Below are 24,363 nucleotides of genomic sequence, written 5' to 3'. Positions count from 1 at the left end.
CGGCTTAAAACCTCCCGCTCAAATTCCGATAATCCGGCTCTTCGCCGCATTCATTGACAAGACGACAATCATGATCGAATTGACCATCACCCCGCCCGACCACCCGCTTTCCGGCAAGGTCGAACCGCCCGGCTCCAAATCCATCACCAACCGTGCGCTTCTCTTGGCTGGTCTTGCCAAGGGCAAAAGCCGTTTGACCGGCGCACTGAAAAGCGATGACACGCTTTATATGGCCGAAGCCCTGCGCGAGATGGGTGTCAAGGTCACCGAGCCTGATGCCACGACCTTCGTGGTGGAAGGCACGGGCGTTTTGCAACAGCCGGAAAAGCCGCTTTTCCTCGGCAATGCCGGCACCGCCACGCGCTTCCTCACTGCCGCTGCCGCACTTGTGGATGGCGCCGTCATCATCGATGGCGACGAGCATATGCGCAAACGCCCGATCATGCCGCTGGTGGAGGCGCTGCGTTCGCTCGGCGTCGAAGCGGAAGCGCCGACCGGTTGCCCGCCCGTCACGGTCTGCGGCAAGGGCACGGGTTTCCCGAAGGGCAGCGTCACCATCGATGCCAACCTGTCCAGCCAATATGTGTCGGCACTTCTGATGGCCGCCGCCTGCGGCGACAAGCCTGTCGATATCATCCTCAAGGGCGAGGAAATCGGCGCGAAAGGCTATATCGACCTCACCACATCAGCCATGGAAGCCTTCGGTGCCAAGATTGAGCGGGTCAGCAACGCCATCTGGCGCGTGCATCCGACCGGCTATACCGCGACGGATTTCCACATCGAGCCGGATGCCTCCGCCGCCACCTATCTCTGGGGCGCGGAACTTCTGACCGGTGGTGCGATCGATATCGGCACGCCCGCCGACAAGTTCACCCAGCCGGATGCCAAGGCCTACGACGTCATGGCCAAGTTCCCGCATCTGCCCGCCGAAATCGACGGTTCGCAGATGCAGGACGCCATTCCCACCATCGCGGTTCTCGCGGCCTTCAACGAAACGCCGGTGCGCTTCGTCGGCATCGCCAACCTGCGCGTCAAGGAGTGCGATCGCATCCGTGCCGTTTCGCTCGGCCTCAACGAAATCCGCGATGGTCTGGCACATGAAGAAGGCGACGACCTGATCGTTCATGCCGATCCCGCACTTGCAGGCCAGACGGTCGATGCTTCCATCGACACCTTCGCCGATCATCGCATCGCCATGAGCTTTGCGCTGGCGGCGCTGAAGATCGGCGGCATCGCCATCCAGAACCCGGCCTGCGTGGCCAAGACCTATCCCGGTTACTGGAAGGCGCTCGCCTCGCTCGGCGTCGATTACACGGAAAAGGAAAGCGCTGCCGAGCCGCAGCACTGAAGCCAATGAGGAAGGATTGCCCCGTGAAGACCATCGCCGCAAGACTTCTCGCGCTGTTCGTCTTCGTGGGCGTCGCCTTTCCGGCCCTAGCGGAGGAATTCATCCGCTCCTACCATTCCGTCGTCGAGGTGGCGGCGGATGGCAAGCTGGCGGTGACGGAAACCATCACCGCCCGCGCCGAAGGCCAGAACATCAAGCGCGGCATCTTCCGCGATTTTCCGCTTTATGCGCTGGACGCGAATAACCGCCGCACGAAGGTGGATTTCAACGTCGTTTCGGTCGAGCGCGATGGCACGCCGGAAAGCTGGCGCACCGAAAATATCGATGGCGGCATCCGCATCTATACCGGCAGCGCCGACCGTTTTCTGCCGACCGGCGAACATGTCTTCCAGATCACCTACACCACCGCCCGGCAAATCCGTTATTTCAGCGATTATGACGAGCTGACCTGGAACGTCACCGGTAATGGCTGGCAATTCCCGATGGGCGAGATTTCCGCGACCATCACTCTGCCGCAGGGCGTCAAGGCCACCGATACCGCCGTCTTCACCGGCCCGCTTGGCGCGAAGGGCAAGGATGCGCGCATTCTGAACGAAGGTAACGAGGTGTTCTTCGCCTCCACCCGCCCGTTTACGGTGGGCGAGGGCATGACGGTTGCAGTCAAGCTGCCCAAGGGTGCGATTGCCGCCCCCGATACCTCGCAGGAGGCGGGCTGGTGGCTGCGGGATAATCTCGCCATCCTGCTTTCGGGCGGCGGGCTTCTGGCTGTGCTGTTTTATTACCTGCGGGCATGGTTCGCCGTTGGCCGCGATCCGGCGAAGGGGGTGGTCGTGCCGCGCTGGGATGCGCCGGAGGGCCTTTCTCCGGCTCTCGTCAATTATGTCGACAACAGGGGTTTTTCCGGCGCTGGCTGGACGGCACTCTCTGCCTCCGCCCTTGATCTGGCGGTCAAAGGCTATGTCGTTCTGGAAGATCTGAAGAATTCCATCGTCATCCGCCGCACGGAAAAGGCAGCCGCCGCCGATCTGCCGACTGGGCAGAAGACGCTGCTTTCCTCCATCGGCGGTCCGGGCGAGACGCTCACCATCGACAAGGCCCATGGTGCGGAGGTCGAAAAGGTCGGCAAGCAGTTCCGCGCGGCGATTGAAAAAGAGCATAGCGGCAAATATTACCACAGCAATTCCGGTTATATTTTCTTCGGCATCTTCTTCAGCATCGCTCTCATCGTTGCAACACTGGTCTTCGGCGATCTGGATGAGTTTGCCATTGCCGCCGTGCTGGTCTTCGGCTTTTTCGCCTTCTTCTTCAGCATTCTGTCGATCGGCATCGGCCGGCAGTTCTCGCGCGGCGCATCTCTGAGGAAACGCATCGGCGGTATCGTCATGCTGGCCTTTGCCGGTTTCGTGGCTTTTTCCGCGATAGGCGGCATCGCCACGCAAATATTGCTGGATGTGACGCATGACACGAAGTCGCTGGCGCTGGCGGCTATCGGTGGCATCGTGCTCACCAATGCGCTTTTCCTGTTTCTGATGGGGGCGCCCACACCGCTCGGCCGCAAGCTGATGGACGGCATCGAAGGGCTTAGAACCTATCTGACGCTGGCGGAAAAAGACCGGATGAACATGGCGACCGCTCCCGCCATGTCGCCGCAGCATTTCGAGACGCTGTTGCCCTATGCCGTGGCGCTCGGCGTTGAAAAACCGTGGAGCCGCACCTTCGAGACCTGGCTCGCAACAGCTGCCGCAGGTGCCGCCGTGGCAAGTTATGCGCCCGGTTGGTATTTGGGCAGCAATTACGGCAGCTTCGGCGACAGGATCGGCGGCTTTTCCACCTCCATGGCAAGCACCATCGCCTCCACCATCCCCCAACCCGTCAGTTCGTCCAACTCCAGCTTTTCGGGCGGTGGCGGCGGCGGCGGTTTTTCCGGCTCCGGTGGTGGCGGCGGTGGCGGCGGCGGCTGGTGAAGCCTGCCGGCGGTAATTTAACCGAATGCCTTGGTGACTTTTGCCGCGTTGCTTGCTAAGCCGACCGCAATCGTCCGACAACAGATAAAGTCCTGATCCCATGCCCGATCTTCTGCTTGAACTCCGCTCCGAGGAAATCCCCGCCCGCATGCAGCGCAAGGCGGCGGGCGATCTGAAGAAACTCGTCACCGATGCGCTTGTGGAGAGAGGGCTGACCTATGAGGGCGCGCGCGAATATTGGACGCCGCGCCGCCTGACGCTGGATATTCGCGGCCTCAACGCCCGCTCCGCCGATGTGCGCGAGGAAAAGAAAGGCCCGCGCACCGACGCCAATGAAAAGGCCATCGAAGGCTTTTTGCGCGGCGCCGGCCTCAACGATATTTCCGAGGCTCAGGTCGTTTCCGATCCGAAGAAGGGCGATTTCTACATCGCCATCATCAACAAGCCCGGCCGCCCGGCGGAAGAGATCATCGCCGAGGTGATGCCCGGCATCATCCGCTCCTTCCCCTGGCCGAAATCCATGCGCTCCGGCCCGGCCTCCATGCCGAAGGGTTCCAGCTATGCCGGCATCGAAGGCAAGGGCTCGGAAAGCCTGCGTTGGGTGCGGCCGCTGCAATCCATCGTCTGCCTGTTCGGCCCCGAACATGACGAAACCCAGGTCATTCCTTTCGCCATCGACGGCATCGTCGCCGGCAACGTCACCTATGGCCATCGTTTCCATGCGCCCGGCCCGATCACCGTGCGCCGTTTCGAGGATTATGTTTCGAGCCTCGAGAAGGCGAAGGTCATTCTCGATGCAGAGCGCCGCAAGGATATCATCCTGCACGACGCCAAGGATCTGGCTTTCGCCAACGGCCTCGATCTGGTGGAAGACGAAGGCCTGCTGGAAGAAGTCTCCGGCCTCGTCGAATGGCCGCAGGTGCTGATGGGCACCTTCGAGGAAGACTACCTGCAGATCCCTGCGGAAATCATCCGCCTCACCATCAAGACCAACCAGAAGTGTTTCGTCACCCGCAATCAGGGTGCGGAAGAAGGCCTTTCCAACCGCTTCATCCTGATCTCGAATATCGAGGCAAGCGATGGCGGCAAGGAAATCATCCACGGCAATGGCAAAGTCGTGCGCGCCCGCCTGTCGGACGCCCGCCATTTCTGGAACCGCGACCAGGGCGACCTGCCCGATCTGGAAACGCTGAAAGATTCGGCTGCGAAATTCGGCCTCGATCTCAAGAAGCCGCTCGATCAGCGCATGGCGAAGCTCGATGCGCTGAACGTCACCTTCCATGCCAAACTCGGCACGCAGGGTGAGCGCGTCGCCCGCATCCGCGAACTGGCGAAGGCGCTGGCCCCGGTTGTCGGCGCCGATGCCGATCTGGTGGACCGCGCCGTGGTACTGGCGAAAGCCGACCTGCGCACCGAAGCCGTCGGTGAATTCCCCGAGCTTCAGGGCCTGATGGGCCGCAAATATGCGGCGCTGCAGGAAGAGAATGAAAGCGTCGCGGCTGCGATAGAAGAACATTGGAAGCCACAAGGTCCGACTGATGCCGTTCCGCGTGACAAGGTTTCGCTAACAGTGGCTCTGGCAGACAAGCTTGATACGCTAGTCGGGTTTTGGGCAATCGATGAGAAGCCGACCGGCTCCAAGGACCCGTTTGCGCTGCGTCGCGCTGCATTGGGTGTTGTTCGCATTCTGCTCGAGCGGAATGTGCAGATAAATTTTGGCGCACTTATTTCCTTGGCAGTAAATCTTCTCGCTGCCCAGATAGCAGATAGCGGGCGGGGCTATGTCCTCAAAGGTGAGGCAGGCGGATCCTTTACTGCAACTTATGCCAAAGATCTTGAGGCCCTTTCTGAATTCTATTCTAAGAATCAGTTTAAACGCGACCTTCTAGAACCTGCGATCGCCGAGGGACGAGTTGCGTTCGAAACCCCTGCACGTTCCGGCAATAGGACGGTCATTGCAGCGTCAGGTGAGATAGTTACAGACCTTCTGTCCTTCTTCCATGACCGCCTGAAAGTCTATCTCCGCGATCTCGGCGCGCGTTACGATCTGATCGACGCGGTTCTGACGCCCGAATCCGATGATCTCCTGATGATCGCCCGCCGTGTCGAGGCGCTCACCGCCTTCATCACGGGTGAGGAAGGCCGAAACCTTCTGGCGGGCGCCAAGCGCGCCACCCAGCTTCTGGCTGCCGAGGAAAAGAAGGGCACCGTGGTTGCCGATGGCGTCTCTGAAGAGCTGCTGAAGCTCGACGCCGAAAAGGCGCTTTATGCGGCGATCAAGACTGCCTCTGCCGATGCCGCGAAGGCCGTCGAAGGTGAGGATTTCCGCTCGGCCATGCAGGCGCTTTCGACGCTGCGCGTCCCTGTCGACAAGTTCTTCGAGGATGTGCTCGTCAATGACGAGGATGCGGCCATCCGCGCCAACCGTCTGGCGCTGCTGAAGGCCATCCGCGAGGCGACCGGAACGGTTGCGGATTTCTCGAAGATTACGGGGTGATGGGTTCGAGGTAGCCAGGTATGTCAGCGTGCTTGGTTCACCCCCTCTGTCCTGCCGGACATCTCCCCCTCAAGGGGGGAGAACGACCCGTGGCAACCTCCCAGCCACATTGAACGTTTCGGGAAGAGCGAGGAGCATGCCTCTTGCCGATCTCCCCCCTTGAGGGGGAGATGCCCGGCAGGGCAGAGGGGGGTAAGCCGCAGCCTCCACTCCCGCAGGATGACTCCCCATTGACCCACACGCCTCCCAAAATCCTCATCAGCGCCTGCCTCCTCGGCCAGCCCGTCCGCTACGATGGCAGGGGCAAACCTCTATCTCACCCTGCAATAGAGCGCTGGCGAAGCGAGGGCAGGCTGGTGACGATCTGTCCGGAGATGGCGGGTGGTATGCCCGTTCCGCGTCCACCGGCGGAAATCGAGAGGGGCGCGTCCGGTCTCGATGTGCTGGAGGGCCGCGCCCGCGTGCTGGAGGTGACCGGTGGCGATGTCACCGCGCAATTCATCGCCGGTGCGCAAAAGGCGCTGGCCTTCGCCAAGGCCAATGGCTGCACCCATGCGCTGCTGATCGATGGCAGCCCGTCCTGCGGGTCGGTTGCGATCTATGACGGTTCGTTCTCCGGCCTCAAACATCCGGGCAATGGCGTGACGGCGGCGCTGCTCGGAAAAGCCGGTATTACCGTATTTTCACCTGCCGATATCGATCGTCTCGATACACTGACCCGCTGAAATGAGGCGCTGCCAACACGGCATTGCCTGCTTCTCGACGTTGCAAATACTCTCTGCCGTCATCCTTCCCCTTAAGGCGAGAATCCAGAAGGCAGTCTGGCATGAATCCTGGGGTCGAGCCCGAGGACGCCGCCGAATATGTAGGGAACGGTTGGAAAACCACATAAAAATGCCGGGTCTGTGCCCGGCATTTTGTTTCAATCGCATGAGACCGTTAGTGGTCACCCCGCCATACGCATCTGCTCTGCCATGCCGTGAAGCTGGTGGCCGGCGGAAACGCGGAAGCCGCGGATGAGGTTCAGCAATTCTTCGGTATCCACGGCCAGCGCTTCGGCCGAAGCCGTGGTTTCTTCCGCCATCGCCGCATTGTGCTGGGTGGCGACATCGAGCTGGTTGAGCGACGAGGAGATCGAGCGCAATGTCGTGTCCTGTTCGGCAGCCGAATGGGCGATCTTGCTGACGATCTCGTTAGCGGATTTGATCTGGTCCGAAATGCGTTTCAGCGCGTCACCGGCCTCACCGACAAGGCGCACGCCGTTTTCGACCTGGCTGGAAGAACGGGCGATCTGGTCCTTGATCTCCTTGGCAGCGGCGGCGGATTTCTGCGCCAGTTCGCGCACTTCCTGCGCCACCACGGCAAAGCCCTTGCCAGCCTCACCCGCACGCGCTGCCTCCACACCCGCATTCAACGCCAGCAGATTGGTCTGGAAGGCAATGTCGTCGATCACGCCGATGATGTTGGAAATCTGGTCGGAAGACTGTTCGATGCCGCTCATCGCTGATATCGCCTCTTCCACCACCCGGTCGCTGCGCATGGCCTCCGAGCTGACGGTGGTGACGCGCTTGGCGGCGTCGGCTGCACCCTCCGCCGTCTGGCGCACCGCAACGGTCAGTTCATCCAGAGCGGCCGAGGTTTCTTCGAGGTTCGCGGCCTGCCGTTCGGTGCGCTGCGAAAGCTCGTTGGAGGCCTTGCGGATTTCCTCCTTGGAACCGCCAATATCGATGCTCTTGGAGTTCACCTTGGCCATGGCGGCGTCGAGATGGGTCAGGGCCTCGTTGAAATTGTCGCGCAGCGCGGCATAACGGTTGCCGAGATCGCCGCAGCGTACGGTCAGATCGCCGCCGGCGAGCTTCTCCAGCGCCTCGCCGATGGTGGTGACGACACGCGCCTGCAATGCGGCTTCGTCGCGCTGCATGTCGAGATTGTTCTGGCGTTCCGTGTCGAGCTGTTCCTGCTGTTCTTCCTGCCGGCGCTGCATGGCGTGGCGCTCGCGCACCTTGTCCTGCAGCGAGGCGGTGGCCTTCGCCATCATGCCTACCTCGTTGGTGAGACCGGTATGGGGGATTTTGAGCGAGACATTCTCATTGGCCACTTCGCCAAGCGCACGGTGGATATCGCCGAGCGGTTTGGAAATGCCGCGGATGACGTAGAAGGCGGCGGCAAGCGCCAGGATGAAGATGGCGGCGCCGATGGACAGCGCCTTCATCACTTCGCCGCGCACCTGCGCGTTCAGATCGTCGATATAGACGCCGGTCACGACCACCACCTGCCAAGGCTCGAAGGCAAGTGCGTAAGAGCTTTTGGCGTAATCATTGCCTTCCATGCCGGGCTTCGGACCGTAGAAATCCGTCTGGCCGCCGCCGTTGCGGCCAAGCCGCACCAGCTCGTCACGATAAGCGAACCCCTTGCTATCAGGCTTGCCCTTGAAGTTTTCGCCGACCCGCTTGGCATCGGGATGGAACTTCATCGTCACGTCATAGTCGTACCCGAACAGATAGCCATCAGGGGTGAACCTGATGGCGCTGACGGTGGCGTAAGCCTGTTTCATGGCTTCTTCCCGCGACAGCGTTCCGGCGGTTTCCTTGTCATGGAAGGATTGCAGAATGGAAATGGCCGATTGCACCTGCGTCCGCAGCATGCCGTAGCGTTCCTCATAGATCGCATCGGTGGCGGATTTCAGCTGGTAAAACGTCGCCACGGAGAAGGCGGCCATAAGGGCCACAACGAGTACGATCAGCTGGCGGGAAATGGAGAGGTTCTTCATGGGCGCTCACAAGCGTTTGGCGTCGCGGCCTTAAAAGGTCGCGCGCTGCCGAAGTTTCGGAAATGGAAAGGGCGCCTGATGCGCGGTGAAGGGCCTGAAAAGCGAGCGTCCGCCCAGGCCTCATATTGTGCTGCATTGCACCATGAAGTCACTTAGCGGCCAAAAATTTGAATAAATATTTAATTGGCGAAAGCTTTATCAGCTTGTCTGACAGAATAACGGCCGGAAAACCTATTATTCCCCGAATGGTTGCCGAGGGCTACAATAAGTACAGCGATAACGCGATTATTTGATATTTGTCAGGAAACGCGCCGAGTGCCGACCGTCAGTTGCCACGCAATTTGAAATCCGGGAATACGGGTGCGGCGGCTGAGGCGCTGGTTGGAGCTGCGGCATTATCGCCAGAGATTTCCTTGACCCCTGCGGTCGTCGTCGTCACGTCAATACCGGCAGGTGTCGAAACCGCTTCTTGAGGATGCGCCACGGGTTCGGCATCGTCATAGGTTGCGATTGCGGTACTGGAGGTTTCCGACATCCATGCGGGATTGGTGCTGACGAAGGTAACCGGCGCACCGCCGAGCCAGGCCTCGGTGCGGATGAGTGTGCGTTTGCCATCGACTTCGCGCATTTCGGTATGTTGTGTGCCCGGCTCGATGGATGGAATGGCATAACCTTGCGCTGCCGTTTTGTCTTGTACTGGTTCGCAGCCCGTGCAGTCACGGCGAACAAAGCTGCCATTGCTGGCATGTACGCCATTGATATATTCGATGGAAGACGCCATGGCCGAACCGCCGGTCAGCGCGATAATGGCTGTCAAAAGAAGACGACGCATCGAAAAACCCCCGAAATAACCGCAAAATCCGTGGCTCAGGCACGGTGCGTCATTCAATATTCGGGCAAATATTACTGGTCTTTCGTTTCCATCGGGTCAGCAAACTTGGTAAAAATTGAACGAAATATTCGCTCCATCACCGTTTGCTGCAAGTATCAGGCCTTTTCGCGGGCCACGGCCTGCCAGCCGATATCGCGGCGGCAGAAGCCATTTTCCCATTCGACCTTGTCCGTCAAAGCATAGGCGCGTGCCTGGGCCTCCGTCACGTCTTTTCCAGAAGCGGTGACGTTCAGCACACGCCCACCGGTTGCGACGAGTTTGCCGTCCTTCAATGCTGTTCCGGCATGGAAGACCTTCGCCTCTGCGCTGGCATCGGGAATATGGGCGATCGGCGTGTTCTTGTCGTAAGTGCCGGGATAACCCTTGGAAGCGAGTACGACAGTCAGCGCCGCATCATCACGCCATTCCGCCTGCGCCTTGTCCAGCGTGCCGGTGGCGGTGGCGTAGAGGAGCGGCAGGAGGTCGCTCTTGAGGCGCATCATCAGCACCTGGCACTCGGGATCGCCGAAGCGCACATTATATTCGATCAGCTCCGGGCCTTTGGCGGTGATCATCAGGCCGGCGAAGAACACGCCCGAGAAGGGATTGCCGTCCTTGGCCATGCCTGAAATCGTCGGCTCGATGATCTCCTTCATGGTGCGTTCCACCATGGCGGATGTCATGACGGGGGCAGGGGAATAGGCGCCCATGCCGCCGGTATTCGGGCCGGTGTCGCCGTCGCCGACGCGCTTGTGATCCTGCGCGGTGGCCAGCGCCAGCGCCGCTTTGCCATCCGAAAGGCAGAAGAAGCTGGCTTCTTCGCCATCGAGGAAGGCCTCCACCACCACTTCGGCGCCGGCCGCACCGAAAGCACCGTCGAAACATTCGTCGATGGCGGCAAGCGCTTCCGCTTCCGTCATCGCCACGGTCACGCCCTTGCCGGCGGCAAGCCCGTCCGCCTTGATGACGATGGGCGCACCCTGTTCACAGACATAATCCCTGGCCGGCTCGGCGGCTTTGAAACGCTGGTAAGCGCCGGTCGGAATATCGTAGCGCGCGCAGAGATCCTTGGTGAAACCCTTGGAACCTTCAAGCTGGGCAGCGGCTTTCGATGGGCCGAAAGTGGCGATGCCAGCGGCACGCAGATCATCCGCCAGACCCGCCACCAGCGGCGCTTCCGGGCCGACAACGACGAAGTCGATCGCTTTTTCCTTTGCAAAGGCAATGACGGCGGCGTGGTCTTCCACATCAAGCACAACCAGCTTTGCGTGGTCGGCGATGCCGGGATTGCCGGGTGCAGCATAGAGCTCATCGAGCAGGGGAGACTGGGCGATTTTCCACGCCAGTGCATGTTCGCGTCCGCCGGAACCGATCAACAGAACTTTCATGGTCAACACCCCTGCAAATTCGCCAGTAACCTTGTGTCAGCGGCGTTAAGGGCAGGGGGGCGAAAGGTCAAGGAGAAAGCGCCGCAAAGGCCTGTCTTTCCCTTGAACTCAGCCTTTCCTGTGGAATCGTTGCCGCCTCTTGTTGTCACGCCACAATCAGACATTATGTTCGCCGCTCCAGACGCCACATCAGAGAACCTCATGACCGCAGATAATGCCCGCCTCGCCACGCTCATCGCCTCCGAAATCAACGCCCGCCCCGATCAGGTGAAGGCGGCGGTGGGCTTGCTGGACGAGGGCGCGACCGTTCCCTTCATCGCCCGTTACCGCAAGGAGGTGACCGGCGGCCTCGATGACACCCAGCTTCGAACGCTGGCGGAACGCCTTGTCTATCTGCGCGAACTCAATGCGCGTCGCGCCTCCATCGTCGAGACCATCAACGGTCAGGGCAAGATGACCGACGCGCTGATGATCAAGATCATGCAGGCGGGCACCAAGGCGGAACTGGAAGACCTTTATCTGCCCTATAAGCCCAAGCGCCGCACCCGCGCGGAAATCGCCCGCGAACGCGGCCTTGGTCCGCTTGCCGAAGCCATCTGGGATAACCGCGCTGGCGATCCGGCAAAGCTTGCAGAGGCCTATATCAAGGGCGAAGTAGCGGATGTGAAGGCAGCGCTTGAAGGCGCGCGTGATATCGTGGCCGAGACCATGACGGAAAACGCCGATCTTCTCGGCCGGCTGCGCGACTATATGCGCCAGAACGCTATTTTCCGCGCCAAGGTCGTGGACGGCAAACAGGCGACCGGCGAGAAGTTCTCCGATTACTTTGACCACTTCGAGCGCTGGGCAACCGTGCCGGGCCACCGCGCGCTCGCCATGCTGCGCGGCTGGAACGAGGAAGTGCTGACACTGACGATCGATGTCGATGCTGACGATCCGTCGCCGGTCAAGCCGGCCCAGCGCACCGTCGCTGCCGCCTTTGATATCCGCAATGCCGGCCCCGCCGATCAGTGGCTGATGGAAGTGGCGGGCTGGACCTGGCGCGTGAAGCTCTCAATGTCGCTGTCGCTCGATCTCTTGCGTGAAGTGCGTGAGCGGGCCGAAGAAGAGGCGATCAATGTTTTCGCCCGCAATCTGAAAGATTTGCTGCTGGCTGCACCGGCGGGTTCCCGCGCCACCATGGGTCTCGATCCGGGCATCCGCACCGGCGTCAAGGTGGCCGTGGTGGATGGCACCGGCAAGCTCCTGGAGACCACGACGGTCTATCCTTTCCCGCCAAAGAACGATGTGCGCGGCACGCAGGCGGAACTCGCCTTGCTCATCCGTAAGCACAATGTCGAGCTGATCGCTATCGGCAATGGCACCGGCAGCCGCGAGACGGAAAAGCTGGTGGCCGATCTTCTGGCGCAGATGCCCGCTTCGGCTTCCGGCACAAAACCCACCAAGGTCATCGTTTCGGAAGCGGGCGCTTCGGTCTATTCCGCTTCGGAACGGGCGGCGGCGGAATTCCCCAATCTCGACGTTTCGCTGCGCGGGGCCGTCTCCATCGCCCGCCGCCTTCAGGACCCATTGGCGGAACTGGTGAAGATCGAACCGAAATCCATCGGTGTTGGCCAATATCAGCACGATGTCGATCAGGGTCGCCTCAGCCGCTCGCTTGATGCCGTCGTGGAAGATGCGGTGAATGCCGTCGGCGTTGATCTCAATACGGCCTCGTCGCCGCTTCTGGCGCGGGTGTCCGGTCTTGGCAGCTCGATTGCCGACGCCATCGTCGCCCATCGCGATCAGACCGGCCCCTTTGCCAGCCGCAAGGAGCTGCTGAAAGTGCCGCGCCTTGGCCAGCGTACCTTCGAACAATGCGCTGGCTTCCTGCGCATTCCCAATGGCAAGGAGCCGCTGGATGCGTCTTCGGTGCACCCGGAAGCCTATGGTGTGGCGAAGAAGATCGTTGCCGCCTGCGGCCGCGACCTGCGCACGCTGATGGGCGACAGCGCCACGCTGAAGGGTCTCGACCCGAAGCGCTTCATCGATGAGCAATTCGGCCTGCCGACTGTCAAAGACATCATCGCTGAACTGGAAAAACCCGGCCGCGACCCGCGCCCGAGCTTCAAGACCGCGACTTTTGCCGAAGGCGTGGACGAGATCACCGATCTGAAACCGGGCATGCTTTTGGAAGGCACGGTCACCAATGTTGCCGCCTTTGGCGCTTTCGTGGATATCGGCGTGCATCAGGATGGGCTGGTGCATGTCTCGCAGCTTGCCGACCGTTTCGTGAAGGATCCGCATGAGGTCGTCAAAGCGGGCGATGTCGTCAAGGTGCGAGTCGTTGAAGTGGATGTGAAACGCAAGCGCATCGGTCTTACCATGCGCAAGGATGGCGGTGAGGCAGCACCTCAGCCGATGCGCGAGAAGGGCAATGCCAGCGCCATGCGCCACGCGACATCCAAGCCGAAAGATCGCAACGAGGGGTCGCAATCTGGTGGTGCTCTTGCCGCGGCTTTGGCTGAGGCAATGAAGCGACGCTGACCTAGGGTTGAAATGATTTTTTGCCGAAAAGCCCTGCCGGATACCCCGGCGGGGCTTTTTATTTGATGAAATCGTTCAATTTTTTTGAAATAAGACTATCTTGAAACTTGTGCCGAAAGGAATACGGTCAGCAAAATTGATAAGTGAGACTTAGCAATTGGGGGTGCCATGGCGTCGTCTCTGCATGTTCTTCTCGAAAAGATAATCAAGATCGGTGATCTTGCCGTTCACAGCCCGCAGGGCAGCCGCACATTTGGTGACGGCACTGGAAAACGGGTTGTTCTGAATTTCACCGACGAAGCTGCCATGCAGGAGATCGCCGCCGATCCTGCATTGAAACTTGCCGAAATTTATATGGAAGGCCGTATGACCATCGCCGAGGGCGATATTTACGACTTTCTGGCGCTGGTCAAAGGTAATACGTTGAGCGAGGCGTTGTCCTTTGGCATGGTCTGGCGCGGCATGGCGCGCATCATCGCCGCCCGCATCAAGATGCATCTGCCGGTCAATCACAACAAGAGCAACGTCGCCCACCACTATGATCTGAGCGCCAAGCTGTTCGACCTCTTCCTCGATGAGGACTGGCAATATTCCTGCGCCTATTTCAACCCGCCTGGTATCAGCCTTTATGAGGCGCAGGTTGCCAAAAAACGGCATATTGCTGCCAAGCTGATGACCGAGCCGGGCCAGAGCGTGCTGGAGATTGGCTCCGGTTGGGGCGGCATGGCGATGTATATCGCCGAAAGCGCCGGTGCCGATGTGACGGGCATCACGCTCAGCGAAGAGCAACTGCGTGTTTCCCGCGACCGGGCGGCAAAACGCGGTATTGCCGGCAATGTCCGTTTCGAATTGCAGGATTACCGCTACCTTCCGGCCTCAAAGAAATATGATCGCATCGTCTCCGTCGGCATGTTCGAACATGTCGGGCCGACGCATTATCGCGATTATTTCGACAAGGTAGCGGAGGTGCTGGACGATAAGGGCGTGATGGTGCTGCATTCCATCGGCCAGCCCTATCCGGCACTGGCGACCAATCCCTTCATCGAAAAATATATTTTCCCCGGCGGATATATTCCCTCGCTTGCCGAGGTGCTGCCGGCGATCCAGAAGTCCGGGCTGCTGGTGAAGGATATCGAAATCCTGCCCATGCATTACGCCCATACGCTCCGGCACTGGCGTGAACGTTTCGTGGCGCGCAAGGCCGAAGCGATCGCACTTTACGACGAGCGCTTCTTCCGCATGTGGGAATTTTATCTGGCGGGGTCCGAAATGGCCTTCACCCATGAAAATTTCCATATCTTCCAGATCCAGCTCGCCAAGGATCGCGATGCCGTTCCGCATAATCGCGATTACATTGCGCAGAACGAGGCGAAGCTGCTGGAGTTTGAAAAGACCCGCCCACCGCTGGAGAAGGTGACGTTCTGACCACGGCGTGGGTGACGGGTGACCGAATTGCGGAGAGTGTTGACAAACGTCTCCGCAATCTCGGCGTCATCCTCGGGCTCGTCCCGAGGATCTATCCACGTTGCGTAAAGTCCTTCGGTTGCAGATGCTCGGGATAGGCGCGAGCATGACGGAGGTGGGGTTTTGAGGCCTTGTCACCACCCTCCGCAGGAGTCGAATTTCATCCCGCGCTGGTTAATGGAATGGAAAGACAATCCCTCTAATTCTACGGGCACCTGTCTGTATTGCGTTTCTGGGGTTCTTTCATGTTCAAGCCATCAGCGGCAGTCGCCGCCTGTGTCCTGTCGCTTTTTGCCGTGGGCAATGCCCATGCCGAAGGCTGGTTTTCCGGCGACTGGTATCTGAAGCTCGGCGGCGCGGGTTTCACTGCGCCGAAATATCAGGGCGACAACAAGAACGAATTCGGCTTCTCGCCCATCATTTCGCTCGGACGTCAGGGGCAGGGCGCGCGTTTCACCTCGCGCAATGACAGCGCCTCGATCTCGCTTCTGGATAACGGTCCGATCAGCATGGGTCTGGCCGGCAAGCTCGTATCCCCGCGTGACGAAGGCGATTCTTCCGATCTGAAGGGCATGACCCGCATCAAGCGCGGTGGCGAGCTTGGTGGTTTCGCCGAGGCCTATCCGACCGACTGGCTGCGCGTGCGCGGCGAAGTTCGTCAGGGCATCCGCAGCCACAGCGGCGTGGTTGGTGACGTCTCCGTCGATGCCTTTACCGATATCGCCCCCGGCATCCAGATTTCCGCTGGCCCGCGCGCCACATGGGTCAGCAGCAAATACAATGAGCGCTATTACGGCGTGAGCGCGGCGCAGACAGCCGCCGGCGCGCCTTCGCCCTATAGCCCGGGCGGCGGCCTGCATTCCGCCGGTATCGGCGCCGCCATCACCTGGAAAGTCACCGAAAACGCCGAAGTCGGTTCCTTCGCGGAATATCGCCGTCTGACGGGCGACGCCGCCGACAGTTCGCTGGTGCGCGAGCGTGGTTCGAAGAACCAGTTCATCATCGGTGTTCAGGCAAGCTACAAATTCAATTTCTCGCTGCCCTGAGGCGACGCGAATAAGGTGATGCAAAGCCTCGCCGCGAAAGCGCTGCGGGGCTTTTTTGTGGGCGCGGCCAATGCTGAAATCCATTCCGATTCGCCCGCCAATGCTGTAGAACCATCCCATGGTTCACCACAGCGATTTATCAGGCCGCGTTTCCGACGCGCCATCCAACAACTGGGTCTATCGGATTTTGCCGAGGTCCCTCTGGCCCTATGCGCAATTGGCACGGTGGGATCGCCCCATCGGCTGGCAATTGTTGATGTGGCCGTGTTTCTGGTCCGCCGCCCTTGCGGCCAATGCCGCGACGGTGAGTGGCGGCTTTTCCTGGGGCACGCTGATCTGGCATCTGGCGCTGTTTTTCATCGGATCGGTGGCGATGCGCGGTGCCGGTTGCACCTATAATGATCTGGCCGACCACAAGATCGACATGGCCGTGGCGCGCACCCGCTCCCGTCCGTTGCCATCCGGCCGCGTAACCCGGCTGCAGGCCAAGATATTCATCGTGTTGCAGGCGCTTGCCGGATTTGTGGTGCTTTTGCAGTTCAACAGCTTCGCAATCGCGACAGGCATCTTCTCGCTGATCTTCGTAGCGATCTATCCTTTTGCCAAGCGCTTCACCAACTGGCCGCAATTTTTTCTCGGCCTTGCCTTTTCCTGGGGCGCGCTGATGGGCTGGGCCGGGCAGTTCGGCTCCATCGCCTGGCCGGCTGTCCTGCTTTATGTCGCCTCCATCGCCTGGACGATCGGTTATGATACAATCTACGCCCATCAGGACAAGGAAGACGACACGGCGGTAGGCATCGGTTCCACCGCCCTGCTGTTTGGAGAAAACACACATCGCTGGCTGGTTTTTCTTTATGGCACAGCCCTTGTCATGATTGCTCTCTCTTTCTGGGGTGCGGGTGTTAACGTCATTGCCTATAGCGGCCTTGCTGCCGCAGCCATCATGCTGTTCCGGCAGGTCTGGGTTCTGGATATCGACGACGTCGAACAATGCCTCGTATTGTTCAAATCCAACAACCGCGTCGGTGTGATGATTTTCGCGGGCCTCATTCTGCCGCTTCTGCTGGTGTGAAGCAGCTGGAAAGCAAGATACAAAAAAGCCCGGCCGCATTACGCGCGCCGGGCTTTTGGTTTGTTTTCGCTGAAGATTATCAGCTGCGGGCGATGATTTCCTTGCCCTCGATCTTCATGCTCATGCCGAGAGAACCGGTGGAGCGGCGAACGAGGAAGCGCGGGCGGCGATCCGCGAAATAGGAATGGCGGCGGCGCGGGCGGGTATTCTGGGTGCGCACCTTGCCGAGATGTTCTTCCAGCGGGCGGGCAACGCCATCGGCTTCCACCATCAGCATGGGAATGCGGTAGGCTTCGGACCAGCTGCGCCAGTCGGCGGCGATATCGCAGAGATCGTGGGCGACCAGCAGCGGAACGCAGAGATCCGGATCATCATGGTGAAGTTCCAGCGTCACGGTCACCTGGCCGTCGCCATGGTCGATGGCGCGGGCGGCGACACCCTTGAAGGCGCGGGCTGGCAGGGCGAAAGACAAAGGCAGGCCGGAAGAGGAAAGAACCTTTCTCAGAACGGCGCCCCGTTCATCGAGCGTTACGGCGACGTCGGTCGCGCCGTTGCCTTTTCCATAGGTGACCTGTTGCGGAAAACGTGCCGGGTCGAGTCTGAGTGTGGCAACGGCCCAGTCGGGCTTCAGAACGGTCTTGGTCATGTTTAATCTACCCTTGTTTTACCTGAGAGCCGGTTTCCGGTCTTCTCATCGGGACTTTTCGTCCTCTGATGTCAGGAGATTATCCGCCGCATGTTCGAGACTGCTTAAAAATCGCGGTTAAGAAAACTTTGCATTCCCAAATGGTTAGCAAAACCCACTGTGGCATGGTTTCGATTGCGTAAAGCGGATTGAGACAATGCGGTTTTTATCACTCCCGAAAATGTGCTCTTTCAAGCTCCGGGCAAGGAGCGTCATGCATAGTCCTGCCAAGGCTTGCCGTGCGTCCGGATGGGGCGTGTTGGGTGGATTTAATAACCGGAACCTCGATGCTCCCGAAGGGATGCGCGATGTTTCAGAGGGCATTCAGATGGTATCGACGTATCTCAGCTACGACCTCATCAACCGCGATATGAAGACGAGCATCTCTCGCGTGGCGCAGCAGGGTCTCATCGAGCGACAGACGAAATATTACAAGGAAAACATCGGCAATGTGAAAAGTGTCGATGAGTTCCTGAATAATTATCAGCTCTATTCCTACGCCATGGATGCCTTCGGTCTCGGTGAGATGACCTATGCCAAGGCCTTTATGAAGAAAGTTCTGGAAAGCGATCTGAACGACCAGAACAGCTTTGCCAACAAGCTGACGGATGAGCGCTACCGCGAATTCGCCGCATCCTTCAACTTCACGGCGTCAACGAAGACCGTCCAGACGGAGGCCCAGCTCGACAAGATGATCGGGCTTTACGGTACGTCGATATCCGATCTTGATAACAGCCTTTCGGAAGAAACGCGTTATTACAAGGCGATCATCGGCTCGGTCACCAATGTGGATCAGCTGCTGCAGAATGACAGGACCCGTGCCTATATTTTCCAGGTCTTCAGCATCGATGAGAAGACCTATACCTATGCCCATATCCGCGGATTGATGACGAGCGATATCGCCGATCCCGATAGCTACCTCAACCAGAAATTTGGTGCCGCCTATAATGACGCGGTCGAAAAGCTGGCGATGAAGGGCAATATCGAACTTCACGGGCAGGTCACGGCCCGCATCACCGCCATCGACACCTCGCTTGCGGGGACGGACCTGACGGCCGAGCAGCGCACGGCACTCGAGGCGGAAAAGGTGACGAGGCAGGATCAGCTGACGCAGCTTGAAGCCGTGTTGCCGCCGAAGAGCGAGTGGGAAGCAAAGCTCGCCGCAATCACGGCGGAGCAGACGACGCTGTCCAACACCGTCACGCAATATAACAAGATGGCACAGCTTGCGGCCGCCTTCGAGTTCAAGAACGACGGCACGGTGGCCGCCGGCGGAGCGCAGAAGGCTGACAATGTCAAAGTGATGACGGATGCCTATATCGCCAGCGCGCCGCGCGTGACGCCGACGGTCGCCACCCTGAACCGGGATTATTTCGAATCGAAGATCGGCTCGATCAAGACCGTGGACGAACTGACCTCGGATGCGCGCCTTCTCAACTATATAAAGGTTGCTTTCGACCTGAACGACGTGACGATCGTGACGGCGACAATCGAGAATATTCTGACCAGCGATCTGAGCGACCCGAACAACTACATCGCGACCTTCGGCAAGAACGACAAACGCTACATCGCCATGAGAAATGCGTTCAACTTCCAGGCGGACGGAACGCTTGCCGCCGGCACGACGCCCCAGACGACGTTGCAGACCGCGACCACCACCAACGGCTACATGACCCATTATAACGACAAGGATGACGCGGCCGACGCGAATGCGCTCAAACTGTTCAAGAGCGACATAAGAAGCGTCACATCCGTCAAGGATTTTCTCGACAGCAGCGCGGTCTATAACTACGCGCTGAAGGCGGTCGGTCTCGATCCGGCCAAGGTGAATGTTGCCGATATCCGCAAGGTCCTTACCAGCGACCTGCAGGACAAGAAGAGTTACGTCTATACGCTGAAGGACGAGCGCTACGTCAAGCTGGCGGATCTTTTCAACTTCAAGTCCGACGGAAGTCTGGGGTCTCCCGTTCTGGCTCAGTCGGAAATCGAAATGCAGACCATGTCGGCCGATTATATCAAGAAGAAGTCTGCTTTCGGCACGGAGAAGGACAAGGAAGCGGCCAAGAAAGAGGCGGAGTATTTCACCGCCGAGATGCAGAAGATCAAGACGTTCAAGGAATTCCTGGCCAATGATCGCCTGACGAAATTTGCGATGGAATCGCTGGGCATCGATCCGAAAAGCGTGACAAAGGAACAGTTGGAAAAGATATTCTCCTCCAAGCTGGATGATAGCGAAAGCTACGTCAACAAGGAGATGGACCCGGTCTTCCGTCGTCTCGTCACAGCCTTCAACTTCGATACGGACGGCAATATCCTTCGCGAAGACCGCAGTTTAATCCAGACGCGGCGTGGTCTTTACGAGACGCTGGACAATTACCTGACGCAGACGCTGGAAACGCAGGCGGGTGAAGAGAATGCCGGTGTGCGCCTGGCGCTCTATTTCAAGCGCATGGCGGCAGGAACGACGTCCTATTATTCCATCCTTGCCGACACCGCGATCCAGAATTTCATCAACACTACCTTTGGTATTCCCGATGAACTCGGCAACGCCCCGGTCGATACACAGGTGGCGATGATGAAGAAATATTTCGACATCGAGGATTTTCAGGACCCGGAAAAGGTCAAGAAACTCGTCTCCCGCTTCACCATCATGTACGACAACGCGCAGAACACCACCGATCCGATCATGATGCTGTTTAATGGCAGCGGCTCAGCGGGTATCAGCGGCGAGACGCTGCTGGCGGTCGCGTCGCTGCGGGCGCGGTAAACGGCAGCGCGCAAACGCGTAACAGAAAGGCCGGAGCTTGCCCCGGCCTTCGTATTTGTACTATCCGCTCACCACCCCGGCAGCATATGCCCGGCGCGCAGGCGCGGCATCTTCGGGTAGGTCTTCACGTCACTGTCCATCTCATCGGCAACGTTCATCGGCGAGATGTTGTCGAGGCAGGCGGTGATATGGTCGGTAATCGCATTCACCAGCGAGGGGGAGAGGCCCGGCCGCTTCATCAGGCCGATTTGCACCGGTGGCAGCGGTGGGAAACCGTCGGCAGCGCTCAGAACCTTCATACCGGTACGCAGCGCCGATTCCGGCAGCACCGAGACGGCCATGCCGGCCAGCACGGCGGCGGCCACCACGGTGGAAGACCAACTGGTGAACAGAACCTGATAATCCCGCCCGTCGGCATCGAGCGCCGAACAGGCAAGCTGCCGCCAGTGGCAGTCGCGACGGCCGACGGCGAGCGGCACCGGCGCATCATCCTTCAGCGGATGGTTGGCGGAAGCGACCCAGCACAGCGGTTCGGTGCGAACCACATCCGAAGAGCGGGCGCGGGGATTGTGGGTGACGAGCGCAATATCCAGCTCGCCGCGCGCCATTTTTTCGGCAAGGCTGACCGAAGGTTCGCAGACGATGTAAAGCTCGACATTCGGATGGGTCTTGGCGAAACGGCCGATGATTTCAGGCATATAGCGGTCGGCATAGTCATCAGGCGTGCCGATGCGCAATGTACCTTCGAGCCGGTTGTCGTCAAAGGCGGCGATCGCCTCATTGTTGAGGCGTATGATACGGCGGGCGTAATTCATCAGCTTTTCGCCCTCCGCCGTCAGGCGGTTGCCACGCCCGTCTTTGGCGAAAAGCTGTTTGCCGATCCGCTCCTCAAGCCGCCGCATCTGCATGGAGACGGCGGATTGCGTTTTGAAAACGCGGTCGGCTGCTTTGGTGAAGCTGCCCGTATCGATGATGGCGATGAAGGTGTGCAGCTGATCTATATCGAGAGGTGCGGACATGGATGGTCATCCATCAGAATGATTGATGTCTTACATTAGAAACATTCGTTGGACTGATCAATAGTCTTGCGACATTTTGACATTCAACAAATCAACCTCAACCACGGGCCGGCGAAACGTCAGGCCCCAACCCAAGGCAGCTTCTCGCGCGTGGTGCGTCGGGGGCGGTGCCGCATCGTGCCGTTACGGAAGGATAAGTGTCATGCGCACGGCAGAACGGAGAATGGAACTGGAACTCGCAACCACAAGGCAGAGCGACACCCTGCGTCGCATCGTCTTCGGTGGTGCTTCGGCCGTGAAAACGTTTTTGCAGCGCATCTACAACCGCATCGTCGCCAATGGGCTGACCGAGCTTGACGACCGCCTTCTTGCCGATATCGGGCTGGCACACTCGGATGTGCGGGACGCGCTTAATACCGGCCTGTTCGAAGATCCGACCGCTCATCTGACCCGCGCCGCGCGCAAGCGGGCAGTGACACGGTTCAAGACGCTGTAAGCATTGCAGCAAAAGCGGCTTCGTTCGCGCAGTTCCAGCGGGCCTCCAGCGGCTGGAACTGCTTCGAACCTAAAAGTTTTCCCCGCAGGGTGATTTGCCAATAGCCCTGCCTTTGCCCGGTGTCAGGCCCCTCGGCCGCGCCGGGCTTTTTTATGGCTTTTCTTCGCTTGCTGTTACGCGGGCTCCTGACCCCACAGCGGGGTTCGGCGGGATATCTTAATACTGATATTCCTCGAACACCGGCAGCACCGAGCCGCCCCAGCGTCCGTTATAGAGCGCCAGCAGGTCGTCGGCGAGCGTGGTCTTCTTGGCCAGCACCTCGTCCAGCGATGACAGGAACACGGTCTCGTCCTGGCCTTCGCCGTTCAGCCTGTTGCGGTTTTTAAGGCCGGTGCGGGAAATATCGACAACCTCGCGGGCGATACCCAGAAGCGGCTTGCCGGCTATCTCGGCACCCAGTCCCTTGACCGGCACGGCGTCGCGAAGTGCGATCACCTCGTCGAAGCTCCAGCCGGCCGTCAGTGCATCGGCAGCGTCAAGCGCTTCCTGATTATACAGAAGGCCAACCCAGAAAGCCGGCAGGGCGCAGATGCGCCTCCAGGGGCCGCCATCGGCGCCGCGCATTTCAAGGAAACGCTTCAGGCGCACATCCGGGAAAAGGGTAGAGAGATGGTTCGTCCAGTCACCCATGGTCGGCTGCCAATCGGCGATTTCGCCCTTCAGCGCGCCGTTCATGAACTGCCGGAAGGTGACATGGGTGCAATCGTGATATTTGCTGTCGCGCACGATGAAATACATCGGCACATCCAGCGCCCATTCGACATAGTCCTTGAAGCCGAAATCGTCGTTGAAGGTGAAGGGCAGCACGCCGGACCGCTGATTGTCGGTGTCGCGCCAGATATCGCCACGCCAGGAAAGAAGGCCGTTCGGCTTGCCTTCGGTGAAGGGCGAAGAGGCAAACAGTGCGGTTGCCAGCGATTGTAGCTTCATGGAAACGCGCATCTTCTGGCGCATATCCGCTTCGGAGGAAAAGTCGAGGTTCACCTGGATCGTACAGGTACGGTACATCATGTCGAGACCCTTGGTCCCGACCTTCGGCATATAACGCGTCATGATCGCATAGCGTGATTTCGGCATATGCGGTGTTTCGTCGTAACTCCACAGCGGGCTGCCGCCGATGCCGAGGAAACGGATGCCCATCGGCTCCGCCACTTCGCGAAGGGTCGCCAGATGCTGGTTGGATTCCTTGCAGGTCTGGTGCAGGTTTTCGAGCGGCGCGCCGGAAAGTTCGAACTGGCCGCCCGGCTCGATGGAGATGGCCCCTATGCCGTGCTGTTCACCAAGCCCGATGATGTTCTCACCGTCCATGATCGGTTCCCAGCCGAGCTTTGCCTGCATGCCCTTCAGGAGGGCGGAAATGCTGGCCTCGCCGAAATAGGGAACGGGGCTATTATCCTCACGGAAGAATGCAAATTTCTCGTGCTCGGTGCCGATGCGGAAATCGGCTTCAGCTTTGCAACCGCCCGCCAGATAGTCTGTAAGCTCCGTGACGGAGGAGAGGGGTGTCTGGTCGGTTGTGTCGCGTGCCATGGCTTACCTTGTTATGACGTCTCTGTTGCGGCGAGGCATATGATTGGCAGATAGAGCCGGATCGCATCCGGAGGCAAATGAATTTCTTTTAAAGATGCATGAAGCGTAATATTCCACCTCAGTTCCAGTCGCCGATGGTCGCCTGAATGACCGCCAATGCTGCGACGGCGGCCGTATCGGCCCTCAGGATACGCGGCCCGAGCGGAATGGGAGTAACGAAAGCAAGACTGCGCAGAAGGTCCCGTTCGTCCTCTGAAAACCCGCCTTCCGGGCCAACCAGCAGGGCGATTTTGTGTTCCTTGACGGATTGCAGAACCGGCAGCGGATTTTGCCCCGCATCGCCTTCGTCGCAATAGATGATGCGCCGGTCCTGTGGCCAGCTCTCCAGCATGTCTTTCAGCTTCACCGGCTCGGCGACCTCAGGCAGAGACAGTATGCCGCATTGTTCGGCGGCCTCGACGGCGTTGGCGCGCAGCTTGTCGGTGTTGTGTATTTTGCCCTGAACATGCTGCGTCATCACCGGCTGCAACAGGCCGGCACCCATCTCAACCGCCTTCTGCACCAGATAATCCATGCGGCCGACCTTCAGCGGCGCAAAGAGATAATGCAGATCCGGCGCGTCCGGCTGCGGCCGCGTCTGCTCCAGAGGGATGAGAACGATCTTCTTGCGGCTCGGAAAGGAAAGTTTCGCCTTCCATTCGCCGTCGCGGCCGTTGAACAGCAGGATTTCCGCGCCATCCGCCATACGCAGCACATTGGCGAGGTAGTTGAACTGTTCGCCCGTCGCCTCCAGTGCGATGTCCGCAGCAAGCGGGGCTTCGATAAACAGGCGTTGCATCCGGAAATTTGCGCGCATGGGA

At 59.4% G+C, this 24,363-nt stretch carries 17 protein-coding genes; 10 read left to right on the top strand and 7 right to left on the bottom strand.

Annotated features, from left to right (window positions below):
* The first annotated feature begins 70 nt into the window (after positions 1-70).
* The 4 genes from ACQZ5F_RS10390 (at position 71) to ACQZ5F_RS10375 (ending at position 6,534) form a co-directional block, all read left to right on the top strand.
* Positions 71-1,348, top strand: a complete 1,278-nt coding sequence (locus ACQZ5F_RS10390; protein WP_052817169.1) for a 3-phosphoshikimate 1-carboxyvinyltransferase — start codon at positions 71-73, stop codon at positions 1,346-1,348.
* Positions 1,349-1,371: 23 nt separating this feature from the next.
* The gene (locus ACQZ5F_RS10385; protein WP_448730472.1) at positions 1,372-3,312 is read left to right on the top strand and encodes a DUF2207 domain-containing protein; all 1,941 of its coding nucleotides are present in this window, start codon (positions 1,372-1,374) and stop codon (positions 3,310-3,312) included.
* Positions 3,313-3,412: 100 nt separating this feature from the next.
* Positions 3,413-5,809 carry a glycine--tRNA ligase subunit beta gene (glyS, locus tag ACQZ5F_RS10380; protein ID WP_448730473.1) on the top strand — a complete coding sequence of 799 codons (2,397 nt, stop codon included), beginning with the start codon at positions 3,413-3,415 and terminating at the stop codon, positions 5,807-5,809.
* 230 nt (positions 5,810-6,039) lie between these two features.
* Positions 6,040-6,534 (top strand): DUF523 domain-containing protein, encoded by a 495-nt coding sequence (locus ACQZ5F_RS10375; RefSeq protein ID WP_448730474.1) that lies wholly within the window; start codon positions 6,040-6,042, stop codon positions 6,532-6,534.
* Between the two features lie 221 nt (positions 6,535-6,755).
* Here the strand turns inward: ACQZ5F_RS10375 and ACQZ5F_RS10370 are convergent, their stop codons facing one another.
* The 3 genes from ACQZ5F_RS10370 to purD all read right to left on the bottom strand — a co-directional run bounded on the left by ACQZ5F_RS10370 (position 6,756) and on the right by purD (position 10,838).
* Entirely contained in the window at positions 6,756-8,579 is a 1,824-nt protein-coding gene (locus ACQZ5F_RS10370; protein ID WP_448730475.1) for a methyl-accepting chemotaxis protein, read from the bottom strand.
* A gap of 325 nt (positions 8,580-8,904) precedes the next feature.
* The gene (locus ACQZ5F_RS10365) at positions 8,905-9,411 is read right to left on the bottom strand and encodes a plant virulence effector HPE1-like domain-containing protein (protein ID WP_225245394.1); all 507 of its coding nucleotides are present in this window, start codon (positions 9,409-9,411) and stop codon (positions 8,905-8,907) included.
* A gap of 155 nt (positions 9,412-9,566) precedes the next feature.
* On the bottom strand, positions 9,567-10,838 hold the full coding sequence (gene purD / locus ACQZ5F_RS10360) for a phosphoribosylamine--glycine ligase (RefSeq protein WP_448730476.1): 1,272 nt from the start codon (positions 10,836-10,838) through the stop codon (positions 9,567-9,569).
* Between the two features lie 201 nt (positions 10,839-11,039).
* Between purD and ACQZ5F_RS10355 the strand changes: the two genes are divergently transcribed.
* The 4 genes from ACQZ5F_RS10355 (at position 11,040) to ubiA (ending at position 16,946) form a co-directional block, all read left to right on the top strand.
* Positions 11,040-13,364 (top strand): Tex family protein, encoded by a 2,325-nt coding sequence (locus tag ACQZ5F_RS10355; protein ID WP_046800656.1) that lies wholly within the window; start codon positions 11,040-11,042, stop codon positions 13,362-13,364.
* A gap of 168 nt (positions 13,365-13,532) precedes the next feature.
* On the top strand, positions 13,533-14,789 hold the full coding sequence (locus tag ACQZ5F_RS10350; protein WP_046800657.1) for an SAM-dependent methyltransferase: 1,257 nt from the start codon (positions 13,533-13,535) through the stop codon (positions 14,787-14,789).
* Positions 14,790-15,073: 284 nt separating this feature from the next.
* Positions 15,074-15,874, top strand: coding sequence for a MipA/OmpV family protein (locus tag ACQZ5F_RS10345; protein ID WP_046800743.1), 801 nt, complete (start codon positions 15,074-15,076; stop codon positions 15,872-15,874).
* A 118-nt stretch (positions 15,875-15,992) separates the two neighbouring features.
* Positions 15,993-16,946: a 4-hydroxybenzoate octaprenyltransferase gene (gene ubiA, locus ACQZ5F_RS10340; RefSeq protein ID WP_225339446.1), complete on the top strand. Its 954-nt coding sequence runs from the start codon at positions 15,993-15,995 to the stop codon at positions 16,944-16,946.
* A gap of 79 nt (positions 16,947-17,025) precedes the next feature.
* On the opposite strand, the gene ACQZ5F_RS10335 is transcribed toward ubiA, so the two are convergent.
* On the bottom strand, positions 17,026-17,592 hold the full coding sequence (locus ACQZ5F_RS10335; RefSeq protein ID WP_046800659.1) for a DUF6101 family protein: 567 nt from the start codon (positions 17,590-17,592) through the stop codon (positions 17,026-17,028).
* 367 nt (positions 17,593-17,959) lie between these two features.
* Between ACQZ5F_RS10335 and ACQZ5F_RS10330 the strand changes: the two genes are divergently transcribed.
* The gene (locus tag ACQZ5F_RS10330; protein ID WP_046800744.1) at positions 17,960-20,398 is read left to right on the top strand and encodes a DUF1217 domain-containing protein; all 2,439 of its coding nucleotides are present in this window, start codon (positions 17,960-17,962) and stop codon (positions 20,396-20,398) included.
* Between the two features lie 68 nt (positions 20,399-20,466).
* Here ACQZ5F_RS10330 and ACQZ5F_RS10325 read toward each other — a convergent pair whose 3' ends face one another.
* Positions 20,467-21,417 (bottom strand): LysR substrate-binding domain-containing protein, encoded by a 951-nt coding sequence (locus tag ACQZ5F_RS10325; RefSeq protein ID WP_046800660.1) that lies wholly within the window; start codon positions 21,415-21,417, stop codon positions 20,467-20,469.
* A 202-nt stretch (positions 21,418-21,619) separates the two neighbouring features.
* Between ACQZ5F_RS10325 and ACQZ5F_RS10320 the strand changes: the two genes are divergently transcribed.
* Positions 21,620-21,913, top strand: coding sequence for a DUF1127 domain-containing protein (locus tag ACQZ5F_RS10320; RefSeq protein ID WP_052817310.1), 294 nt, complete (start codon positions 21,620-21,622; stop codon positions 21,911-21,913).
* A gap of 216 nt (positions 21,914-22,129) precedes the next feature.
* Here the strand turns inward: ACQZ5F_RS10320 and ACQZ5F_RS10315 are convergent, their stop codons facing one another.
* The gene (locus ACQZ5F_RS10315; RefSeq protein WP_448730477.1) at positions 22,130-23,503 is read right to left on the bottom strand and encodes a glutamate--cysteine ligase; all 1,374 of its coding nucleotides are present in this window, start codon (positions 23,501-23,503) and stop codon (positions 22,130-22,132) included.
* 118 nt (positions 23,504-23,621) lie between these two features.
* The gene (locus ACQZ5F_RS10310; protein ID WP_225339445.1) at positions 23,622-24,359 is read right to left on the bottom strand and encodes a 16S rRNA (uracil(1498)-N(3))-methyltransferase; all 738 of its coding nucleotides are present in this window, start codon (positions 24,357-24,359) and stop codon (positions 23,622-23,624) included.
* Positions 24,360-24,363 lie beyond the last annotated feature (4 nt).

It is taken from the genome of Agrobacterium sp. 22-210-1, from assembly GCF_053522525.1.
Note: the sequence above shows the minus strand (reverse complement) of the source record. Positions and strands in the feature narration are given on the sequence as shown.